Here is a 10,615-nt window from a genome sequence, read left to right as displayed (position 1 = left end):
GCGCCACAGGGCGGTCGCGACGGGCTGCCCCGGCGCGTCCAGGCTGAAGCGCAGGGAGTCGGGGCCGTCGTGGACGGTTGCGGACGCGGTGTCCACGACGGCCCCGAACGCGGTTCCGTCGTCGGGTCCCAGCCGGTCGAGGCGGGTCGGTCCGCGGTGCGCGGCGGGGCCCCCGGACGGCGTCCCGGTGCGGATCGACGGCCAGGCGAAGGCTTCCCACCCTGACCTCGCGTCGGGGTAGAAACGGCCCGGCACGCCGTCGGCGATCGCCAGCCGGCCCTGCGGGGAGACGTCGAGCAGGGCGTGCGCGGCCCACAGGAAGCGGTAGCCGGGGGTGGCGGTCAGCCGGTAGTCGGCGACGGCGCGGCCCCGGGCGGTCCGGATGCGGCGGGTGAGGGCGAAGTCGGCGCACCGCACGGAGGCGGTGTCGCCGTCGACCGTCCAGGGGCGCGTCCAGGCGTCGCCGTGGTCCGGGACGCCGCGCACGGTGGGCAGGCATTCCTCCAGGCCGCCCGCGTCGGCGAAGGCCTCGCCCGGCGCGGCCCCGGCCCGGCGGGGTTCGTCGCGGTGCCACAGCCACTCCCGGTCACCGGCCCGCAGCGACGTCCACCGCCCGCCGCGGCGGGGGTCGGTGGCGACGCGCACCGCCGGCGGCGCGCCCCGCGCCCCCTTCGCGCTCACCATTCCGCGAAGGATCCGTCGGCCTGCCGCCAGACGGGGTTGCGCCAGGCGTGCCCGGTGCGGTCGGCGGCGCGCACGGCGGCCTCGTCCACGGTGACGCCGAGGCCGGGCAGCGCGGTGCGGCGGGCGTGGCCGCCGGTGAACCGGAAGGGCTCGGTGTCCACGAGGTAGGACAGCAGGTCGGCGTCCTTGTTGTAGTGGATGCCCAGGCTCTGCTCCTGGATGAGGAAGTTCGGTGTGCAGAAGGCCACTTGGAGGCTGGCGGCCAGCGATATGGGGCCCAGGGGGCAGTGCGGGGCCAGTTGGGCGCCGAAGGTGTCGGCGAGCGCGGCGATCCGGGTGACCTCGGTGATGCCGCCGGCGTGCGACAGGTCGGGCTGGGCGACGGCGATGCCGGCGCTGAGCACGGGCAGGAACTCGGCCCGCCCGTAGAGCCGTTCACCGGTGGCGAGCGGTACGGGGGTGGACGCGGCCAGCGCCGCGGTGAGGTGGCCGTGCTCGGGCAGCAGCGGCTCCTCCACGAACAGCGGGTGCAGCGGGGCGATCGCGTGCAGGACCCGGCGGGCGCCGGCCGGGCTGAAACGGCCGTGGAAGTCGACGGCCACATCGCGGTGCGGGCCGAGCACCTCCCGTGCGGCGGCCACCCGTTCCACCACCGCCGCGGTGCCCGCCGGGGTGGTGAGCGGGTCGGTGCGGCCGGCCGCGTTCATCTTGACCGCGGTGAAGCCGGCGTCGATCTGGGCGCCGATCTCCTCGGTGAGCCGGGCCGGTTCGTCGCCGCCGACCCAGGCGTAGACCCGTACGGTGTCGCGGACCGCGCCGCCGAGCAGGGCGTGCACGGGCGCGCCGTACGCCTTGCCCGCGATGTCCCACAAGGCGTGGTCGAGTCCGGCCACCGCGCTGGAGAGCACCGGGCCGCCGCGGTAGAAGCCGCCCTTGGTGAGCACCTGCCAGTGGTCCTGGATGCGCAGCGGATCGCGGCCGACGAGGTATTCGGCGAGCACCTCGACGGCGGCGCGCACCACTTCGGCGCGGCCCTCGACGACGGGCTCGCCCCAGCCGACCAGTCCGTCGTCGGTCTCGATCCGGCAGAACAGCCAGCGGGGCGGTACGAGGAAGGTCTCGACCCTGGCGATCTTCACTGGGCGCCCTCCGCGGGCGCGTCGGTGCCGTGCACCAGGTCCAGGTCGCGGACCGCCTGTTCCAGCAGGGCCCGCATGGCGGCTTCCGCGGCGTCCGGGTCCTGGTCGCGCACCGCGTCGAGGACGGCGCGGTGGCTGGGCACCGGGTCCTCGCCGTGCGGTGAGCTGTGCACGATCTCGTCGCGGTGGGCCAGGCCGGACTCGATGACCATCTCCATCCGTTCCAGCAGTTCGTTGTGGGTGGCGGCGAGCAGCGCCCGGTGGAAGGCGAGGTCGGCCGCCACCGCGTGCTCGGGGCCGCCGTCCTGCTCGCCCATCGCGGTCAGCGCCGCCTCCAGGGCGGTGAGGTCGCCGGCGGTGCGGCGCTGCGCGGCCAGCCGGACGGCGGCGGGCTCGACGATGCCGCGGACCTCGCCGAGGCTGCGCAGCAGGGCCAGGTCGGCGCCGGCCGCGGTGCCGCCGGCGAACTGCCAGCGCAGGACGTCGGCGTCGAGCAGATTCCAGTCGGCGCGGGCCCGGACGAAGGTGCCGCGCTTCTGCCGGGCGTCGACCATGCCCTTGGCGGCCAGCACCTTCAGCGATTCGCGCAGGGCGGTCAGACTGACGTCCAACTCGCTCTGCAGCGCTACGAGGTCGAGTGTGGCTCCCTCGGGGATCTCGCCGCTGAGCACCCGGCGCGCGAGGGTCTCCACGGTCTGGCCGTGCACTCCGCGGCGCGCGTATGGCGTCATGTCGTTCTGCCTCTCTCCATGTGCTGGTGGCGGGTCGGACGGGCTGCCCCGGCGGTCAGGCGGACGCCTTCACGACGCTCCAGCCGCCGTCCACGACCAGGCTCGATCCGGTGATGTACGACGCCTCGGGCGCGGCCAGGAAGGCGATCGCGGCGGCGGCCTCCTCGGGTCTGCCGAAGCGGCGGGCCGCGGTCTCGGCGACGCTGCGGTCCCGGTCCTCCTGCGGGACCCGGTCCCAGGCGGCGGTGAGGATCGGCCCGGGGAGTACCGCGTTGACCCGCACCTCGGGCCCGTACTCGACGGCGAGTTGCCCGCACAGCGACAGCAGGGCGCCTTTGGAGGCGGCGTAGGCGGGGTGGCCGGGGATGCCCTTGTGGGCGTGCACCGAGGAGGTCAGCACGACCGCGCCGCCGTGCTCGCGCAGGTCGGGCAGCAGGGCCTTGACGCCGAGGAAGGCGCCGGTGAGGTTGACCGCGAGCTGCCGCTCCCAGGAGGCGAGGGTCATCGCGTGGGCGGGGAGGACCTCGACGGTGTAGGCGTTGCTGACCAGGACGCCGACGGCGCCGTAGGCGCGGGCCCGGTCGGCGATCCGCTCCCAGTCCGGCGGCGAGGACACGTCCGCGGTGACGAAGGCCGCCGCGCCGCCCTGCTCGCGGATGCCGGCGGCGACGGCCTCGCCGGGGCCGGCGGCGATGTCGGCGAGGACCACGCTCGCGCCTTCGGCCGCCAGCCGGCGCGCGGTGGCGGCGCCGATCCCGGAGGCGGCGCCGGTGACGACGGCCACCTGTCCGGTGAATCGGGGGGCGGTGACATTCATGGGGCGGGTCTGCTCCTCGGCGTGCGGGTCTTCGGGCGACTGTAGTGACGTGGGGTCGGCGGGGTCGGCGGGGTCGTCAATTGCCCTGCGTGCGCGGCTCATTGGACGGCCAGCACGATCAGGTCGGCGTCGTGGCCGGCGGTCCAGGCCAGCGGCAGGCCGTAGTGCAGCAGGTGCGCGCCGCTGTACTCGGTGCCGGTGGCGGTGTCCCGGTAGCGGGCGGCGGGGTCGAGTCCGCGCAGCCGCAGCCGGGCGGCGCGGCCGGGGACCAGCGGAGCGCCGTCCAGGCGCCCGGTGCTCCAGGCGGCGACGACGGTGCGGTCGCCGTCGGGCGCGTCGTACTGCACCCCGCAGCTGGGGTCGGCGGGGGCGCCGAGCAGCCGGGCCTCGCCGTGGTGGATGACATCGCGCACCTGCTTGTAGCGGGCCACCCAGCTCGCCGCCTCGGCGCGCTGCTCGGCGCTCCAGTGCCGCAGGTCGGCGCCGATGCCGAGGACGCCGGCCGCGGCGAGCACGAAGCGGAAGGCGAGCGAGCGGGGCCGCGGGTCGAAGATACCGGGGGCGTCGGTGACCCAGCTGCTCATGGTGTGCGGCGCGTGGGCGTGCAGGTAGCCGTACTGGATGGCGAGCCGGTCGAGCGGCGCGGTGTTGTCGCTGGGCCAGACCACGTCGGTGCGGGCCAAGGTGGCGTGCTCGATCCGGCCGCCGCCGCCCGCGCAGCCCTCGACGGTGACGTGCGGGTGCCGTGCGCGCAGGTGGTCCAGCACCCGCAGGTAGCCGGCCACGTGGTCGGCGTCCAGGTCCTGGTCCGCCGCGGGTCCGCCGCCGGGCCGGCCGCGCTCGGTGGGCGGGCGGTTCATGTCCCACTTGAGATAGCCGATGTGGTGCGCGGTGAGCAGCCGGTCCAAGGTGGCGATGACGAAGTCCTGGACTTCGTCGCGGCCGAGGTCCAGCAGCAGCTGCTCGCGGACCAGGGTGGTGGGCCGGCCGTCGATCCGGTAGACCCAGTCGGGGTGTTCGGCGTACAGGCGGGAGCGGGGGCTGATCGCCTCGGGCTCCACCCACAGGCCGAAGTCCATGCCGGTGGCGCGAATCCGGGCGATGAAGTCGTCCAGGCCGGCCGGGAAGGCGGCCGGGTCGGGCTGCCAGTCGCCCAGGCCGCCCTTCTCGTCGGACCGGCCGGTGAACCAGCCGTCGTCCACCACGAAGAGTTCGACGCCCATCTCGGCGGCGATCTGGGCGAGTTCGAGCTGCGGCTCGGCCCGGACGTCGAAGCCGGTGGCTTCCCAGGAGTTGTAGAGGACCTTACGGGTCCGGTGCAGCCGCGGGCCGGCCAGCCGCCGCTCGTAGCGGTGCCAGACCCGGGACAGGCCGTCGAGGCCTTCGGCGCTGAAGGCGCAGGCGAGCCGCGGGGTGGTCAGGGTGTCGCCGGGCCGCAGCAGGACGGCGCCCTCGTGCGGGACGCGGCCGGCCCTGATCCGGACCGCGCCGCCGGGTTCGGCGTCGGCGGTGATGTGCCAGTTGCCGGACCACTCCAGGGCGACGCCGTAGGTGGGCGCCGCCGGGCCGTCGGGTTCGGCGGCGTCCTGCACGGCGAGCCAGGGCGCGTAGGCGTGGCCGGGCACGGCCTGGGTGGAGCCGATCGCGAACCGGCCGCGTTGCAGGTCGAGTCGGTGCCGCTGGAACTCCTGCGACCACTGGCCGGCGAGGTACGTCAGCCGGGCGCCGCCCTGGACCGGCACATTGACGGCCGCGGAGTCGAGGCTTTCCAGGTGCAGCGGTTCGGCGCCGGTGTTGGCGAGTTCGGTCCAGCGCAGCAGCACGTCCGTGCCGGGCACTGTCCGGTAGTGCAAGGTGGTGCGCAGCCCGGTCGGCTCGTCGGTGAACTCCAGCCGCAGGGCGCTGTCTTCGTCGTGGGCGGCGCCGGTCAGCGCCCACCACAGGCCGCGTTCGCCGCCGGGGCGGCGGACGGTGAGGTCGGCGCCGGTGAACGGCCGCAGGCCGTAGGGGATGTACTCGGCCGGGGCGGCGTCGGCGGGGGTGATGAAGTGGGTGCGGTGCGAGCCTGCCAGTGCCGGCGGCCCGGTCTCGGCGCCGGACGGTCCCCAGGCGGCGAGTTCGGCCCAGCGGCCGTCGCCGGCCAGCCGGACCGCGTACACCGTGTGCTCGGTGCGCAGCAGCCATGGGCCGGGCGGAAGCGGCGCCTGATCGGGGGTCACTTGACGGCTCCGAGGTTGAGTCCGGCCACGAAGTGCCGCTGGAAGCGGAGGAAGACCAGGACGGTGGGGGCGGCGGCGATCACCGAGCCGGCCGCGATGACGTTCCACTGCGAGACGTACTGCCCCTGCAGGTTGAGCAGCGAGGCGGTGATGGGCATCTTGGTGTCCGTGCGCAGCACGGTGATCGCCCACAGCAGGTCGTTGAAGATCCAGGTGAAGGCCAGCGCGGTGAGCGCGGCCAGCGCGGGTCGGGCGAGCGGCAGGATGATGCGGCTGTAGATCTGCCAGGGCCCGGCGCCGTCGATCACGGCCGCCTGCTGGATCTCGGCCGGGATGGCCCGCATGAAGCCGTGCAGCACGAAGACGTAGAAGCCGACGCCGAAGCCGACCTGCACGCCGATCAGCGCGTACAGCGAGTCGTAGATGCCCAGTTGCTCGCTGAGTTTGGACACCGGGATCAGCAGGATCTGCGGGGGCAGCAGATTGCCGCTGAGCATGAGCAGCAGCAGTACCCGGCGGAAGGGCATGTCGTACCGGCTGAGCGCGAAGGCGGCCGTCGAGGCGAGCAGCAGCGACAGCAGCACGGTGGGCACGGACACCAGCAGGCTGTTGATCAGGGCCTGCTGCTGGCCGCCGTCCACCCACGCCTGGCGGAAGCCGCTGAGGGTGAAGGAGTGCGGGGCGCTGCCGAGGCCGTGCCCGGCGATGTCGTCGAACGAGCGGGTGGCGGTGATCAGGACGACGGCGATCGGCACCAGCCACAGCGCGGACAGCAGTCCGGCGCCGGTGTGGAAGGCGACGGTGCCCCACAGCCGCCGCCGCACCCGGGGGGTGCGGGCCGGGGCCGGTGCGTCGGCGCCGGCCGGGCGCTCGGCGGTCGGGGCGGCGGGGTGGGTGACGCTCATCAGTCGGCCTCCTTGAACGCCCGGACGAGATAGGACGCGATGACGCCGAAGGCCAGCAGGAAGATGACGACGGCAAGCGCGGAGCCGTAGCCCAGCCGCAGGGACTGGAAGGCGGTGGAGTACATGTAGGTGCTGAGCAGTTCCGAGGAGTGGTACGGGCCGCCGCGGGTCAGCGCCCAGACGACGTCGAAGGAGCGCAGGCTGTCGATGATGATCACCGACAGCACCACCGCGTTGACCGGGCGCAGCTGCGGGAGGGTGATGTGCCGCAGCTGCTGCCAGCGGCCGGCGCCGTCGACCTTGGCGGCCTCGTAGAGCATCGGGTCGATGCCCTTGAGGCCGGCCAGGTAGAGCACCATGACGTAGCCGATCTGGCGCCACAGGGCGGGGACGATCACCGCGTACAGGGCGGTGTCCTGGTCGGCGAGCCAGGGGTGGGTCAAACTGCCCAGGCCCAGGCCGGACATGGTCTTGTTGATCAGGCCGTCCGGCTGGTACATCGCCTGCCAGACCAGCGCGGTGGCGGTGAGCGAGAAGACCACCGGCAAGACAGCGCGGCGCGGTAGAAGCCGACGCCGCGGCGCTCCTGCTGGAGCAGCAGCGCCGCGCCGAGGCCGAGGATCGCGGACAGACCGCCGAACAGCGCCAGCCACAGCACGGTGTCGAGCAGCGCGGTGTGGAAGACGGTGTCGTGCAGCATCTCCCGGTAGTTGGCAAGGCCGATGAACTGCGGCGGGGAGATGCCGTCCCACTTGGTCAGCGACAGGTAGAAGCCCTGCAGGGCGGGCCAGAACACCCAGAAGCCCTCGGCGAGCAGCGGCACCAGCACGAAGGCGAGCACCACCGGGGGGACCCGGGTGGCTCCCCTGCGTCCGCCGCTGCCCCGGCCTCGTCCTGTTCGCCGGCCCGCGGCGGTCAGTACCGCCATCTCACTGGCTCCAGATCTTCTGTGCGTCGCGCTGCCAGGCGGTGAGGATCGAGTTGATCTCCTTGGGCTTGGCCAGGAACTTGGTCAGCGCGTTGTCGGCGGTGGGCTGGAGGGCGTCGCTGGAGTCGCGGTTGAAGAACTGGGTGACGTCGGCGGCGCTCTCGATCAGGGCGCGCCCCTTCTTGACCAGCGGGGTGCCGGAGTCCTGGGCCTTGGGGTTGGTCGGCAGCGACGTGCCGGACGAGCCCTTGATGTAGAGCTCCTGCGCCTCGGCGGTGGCCAGCCAGCTCATCAGGTCCTTCACCTCGGCCGCGTGGCGGGTGTGGGCGCTGGCGAAGTAGCCGTCGGTCGGGCCTTCTTCGGCGATCGGCACCGCGGGGTCGATGATGGGGAACTGGAAGAAGTCGATGTCGTCCAGTTGGTCCTTGGGCGCCGCGTCGGCGAAGAAGGTGCCGATCAGCATCATGCCGGTGTGGTTGCTGAGCATCGCGGTGGTGGCGTCCTGGAAGGCCAGCGCGGTGCCGTTGGGGTCGAAGTAGGGCAGTACCTCGGCCCACTTGTCGAAGACCTTGTGCACCTGGGGGTCGTCGAAGCTGTGGCGGCCGGCGAGCAGGTCGCGGTGGTACTGGGCGCCGTTGATGCGGATGTTGAGGTAGTCGAACCAGGCCGAGGCCACCCAGGCGGTGCCGCTGCCGGCGCCCAGGCCGATCGGGGCGACCCCCTTGGACTTGAGCGTCTCGCACAGGGCGAGGAACTCGTCCCAGGTCTTGGGCTCCTGCACGCCCCACTTGGCGAAGTTGGACTTCTTGTAGAACACGCCCCACCAGTAGTAGCTGGCGGGGACGAACACCTTGGCCCCGGCGGAGTCCGTGCACAGCTTCTTCTGCGCGTCGGAGTACCCGGCGAGATCACCCTTGGTCCAGATGTCGCTGATGTCCAGCAGCAGGTTCTTCTTGGCGTACGTGTCCGCGACCGAGCCGGGGTACCAGGTGAGCAGGTCCGGCGGGTTGGCGGAGGTGAGGTACGTCGGCAGCTGGGTGCGGAAGGTCTCCGAGGCCACGGTGTTGAGGGCGGCCTTGGCCCCGCCGCGCTTGTCGAAGGCGGCGACCAGCTTCTCCATCGCCGACTTGGCCTGCGGCGAGGAGAGGTTGGACTGCAGGCTCAGCGTGCCGCCGCCGGACTGGCTGCCGCCGCCGGACGAACTGGAGGTGACGCAGCCGCTCATCAGGGCGGCGGCGCCGACGGCGCCCGCGCCGGCCAGGAATTGGCGGCGGCTCGTCGGTGAGGTGATCGCGGTGTTCATGTGACTCCCTTGTCGGCGGTTACAGACTGGCGGGGTGCGGCGAGCGCGTCAAGATTAATTCGTAATTTATTGAGTAACGGTCCGTCAGTGGCCCGGGGTGCCCGGCTGCGGGCACCCCGGGAGGCGGTCAGAAGGAGCTCTGCCGGACCACGCCGCCGACCCCGCGCGAGACCGCGAGAACCTGGCCGTCCGGGCCTGCGGTGGCGCCCATCGCGCCGTCGAAGGCGCCGCTCACGAAGGCGGTCTGCGGGAACCAGCCGCCCCAGCTGCCCGCCGCCGCGTTGTAGCTCCGCTGCCACAGCGTGTAGTCCGAGGCGCGGGCCAGCAGTTGGACGGTGCCGCCGGTGGCGACCAGGGTCGGGTCGGCGCTGACGGTGCCGCCGAGCGACTCCCAGCCGGACCAGGTGCCCGAGGCGTCCCGCACCCGCGACCACACCGCGTCGTCCGCGGCGCGCACCGCGACATGGACCTGGCCGGCCGCGTCGGTGACCGCCGAGGGGCGGCCGGTGAGCGCCGGTCCGGCCGGGGCGCCGATCGAGGTCCATCCGCCCGATGCCGTCCGGCTGCTGACGGTGCCGTCGGTGCCGGTGGCCAGCAGCGTCCAGTCGCCGGGGCCGTTGTAGGCCGCGGTGGGGGCGTCGGCGAGGGAGCCGCCGAGGTCCTGCCAGCCGCCCCACCGGCCGGCCGCGTAGCCGCGCAGGTAGGCGTGGTTGTCGGTGCCGCGCACGAAGACGTCGATCCGGCCGCCGGCCGAGGCGTAGGCGGCGGGCTGGCCCAGGAAGCGGCCCCCGGTCGGGCCGCCGAGGTCGGTACCGGCTCCGGACCACTGGCCGTCGCGCCCGGTGCGTGCCCGCAGCGAGCCGTCGGCGTCGCGGGTGAAGGCGGTCAGCCGGTCGCCGTCGCGGACCAGCGCCGGGTCGGCGGTGGAGCCGGGGCCGCCGAGCTTCGTGCCCGGCGCGGTGTCGGTGCCGGTCAGGCCCAGCATCGCGGTGCCGTGCGCGGGCACGGTGACGGTGTAGGTGCCGGTGCCGGTGTACGTTCCCCGGCCGGCCCGCGCCCGCAGGTCCCGTACCGCGACGGGGCCGGTCAGTCCGGCCTGCGCGAAGGTGACGGTCCGCTCGGCCGGCTGGTCGGAGCGGTTGAGCAGCACCACCGCCCGCCGCCCGGCGCCCTGCAGCACCTTGCTGTAGGTGTCGCCGGTGGCGTCGGTGGCCACCCGCACGCCCTGGATTCCGAGCGGGTCCTGGTCGACGGCGAGGATCTCCGGGTTGCGCAGCGTGTCGAGCATCGGCTGCGGCAAGGTGCGCGGATCGGAGCCGATGATCAGCGGCGAGGCCATCTCCGCCCACATCACCAGCTGGGTGGTGGACTCCTCCTGGTTCAGCTCGTAGGTGCCGTCGGGGAGCCGGCGCGTCGGGATGAGGTAGTCGGGGTCGTTCCAGTGGCCCGGGCCCTGGGCCTCGGGGTGCCAGGCGTTGGCGTCCATGTTGCGCAGCACGTTGGGGAATTCACCGGGGGTGGGCGCGCCGTAGGCGATGTCGGTGCCGGTGCGCCAGGAGTCGGCGATGGACGGGCCGTAGACAAAGGTGTTGTGCGCGTCCTGCTCCGGGGTGTGCGGCAGGCCCCAGTCGTCGGTGAGCGGGTTGCACAAGTTGAGCTGCATCGGACGGCCCGAGTTGGCGACCGCGTCGCTGAACTCGGTGAAGGCCGGGCCCGGATCGAGCTGCTCGCCGATGCCGCACAGGAAGTCGACCTTGATCGCGTCGATCTTCCAGCTCGCGAACAGGTCGGCGTCCTGCTGGTCGTGACCGCGGCTGCCCAGCCCGCAGTTGGCCGGGTTGTAGTCGCCCGCGTCGGTGTAGATGCCGGCCTTCAGGCCGAGCCGGTGC

The 10,615-nt window shown here is 73.4% G+C and carries 8 protein-coding genes and 1 pseudogene; all 9 read right to left on the bottom strand.

Features of this window, described 5'->3' with window-relative positions; genetic code table 11:
- Positions 1 to 684, bottom strand: a 684-nt coding sequence (locus GA0115240_RS12345; RefSeq protein WP_093736726.1) for a hypothetical protein, incomplete at its 3' end; no start/stop codon positions are given.
- Positions 678 to 1,823 carry a galactonate dehydratase gene (gene dgoD, locus GA0115240_RS12340; protein ID WP_093736725.1) on the bottom strand — a complete coding sequence of 382 codons (1,146 nt, stop codon included), beginning with the start codon at positions 1,821 to 1,823 and terminating at the stop codon, positions 678 to 680. The genes GA0115240_RS12345 and dgoD, both read right to left, overlap by 7 nt.
- Positions 1,820 to 2,554, bottom strand: coding sequence for a FadR/GntR family transcriptional regulator (locus GA0115240_RS12335; protein ID WP_093736724.1), 735 nt, complete (start codon positions 2,552 to 2,554; stop codon positions 1,820 to 1,822). Before GA0115240_RS12335 ends, dgoD begins: the two co-directional genes overlap by 4 nt.
- 55 nt (positions 2,555 to 2,609) lie before the next feature.
- Positions 2,610 to 3,371: an SDR family NAD(P)-dependent oxidoreductase gene (locus tag GA0115240_RS12330; protein ID WP_093736723.1), complete on the bottom strand. Its 762-nt coding sequence runs from the start codon at positions 3,369 to 3,371 to the stop codon at positions 2,610 to 2,612.
- Between the two features lie 98 nt (positions 3,372 to 3,469).
- The gene (locus tag GA0115240_RS12325; protein ID WP_093736722.1) at positions 3,470 to 5,590 is read right to left on the bottom strand and encodes an alpha-galactosidase; all 2,121 of its coding nucleotides are present in this window, start codon (positions 5,588 to 5,590) and stop codon (positions 3,470 to 3,472) included.
- Positions 5,587 to 6,495, bottom strand: coding sequence for a carbohydrate ABC transporter permease (locus tag GA0115240_RS12320; protein ID WP_093736721.1), 909 nt, complete (start codon positions 6,493 to 6,495; stop codon positions 5,587 to 5,589). The genes GA0115240_RS12325 and GA0115240_RS12320 overlap by 4 nt, the downstream gene beginning before the upstream one ends.
- Positions 6,495 to 7,423: pseudogene (locus GA0115240_RS39195) on the bottom strand (carbohydrate ABC transporter permease). The gene GA0115240_RS12320 and the pseudogene GA0115240_RS39195 overlap by 1 nt, the downstream one beginning before the upstream one ends.
- Position 7,424: 1 nt before the next feature.
- Positions 7,425 to 8,726 carry an ABC transporter substrate-binding protein gene (locus GA0115240_RS12310; protein WP_093736720.1) on the bottom strand — a complete coding sequence of 434 codons (1,302 nt, stop codon included), beginning with the start codon at positions 8,724 to 8,726 and terminating at the stop codon, positions 7,425 to 7,427.
- Positions 8,727 to 8,853: 127 nt separating this feature from the next.
- On the bottom strand, positions 8,854 to 10,615 hold a 1,762-nt coding region (locus GA0115240_RS12305; RefSeq protein ID WP_107407136.1), incomplete at its 5' end, for a glycoside hydrolase family 27 protein.

The organism is Streptomyces sp. DvalAA-14 (genome assembly GCF_900091855.1).
Classification (GTDB): domain Bacteria; phylum Actinomycetota; class Actinomycetes; order Streptomycetales; family Streptomycetaceae; genus Actinacidiphila.
This window is presented reverse-complemented; position numbering and strand designations above follow the sequence as displayed.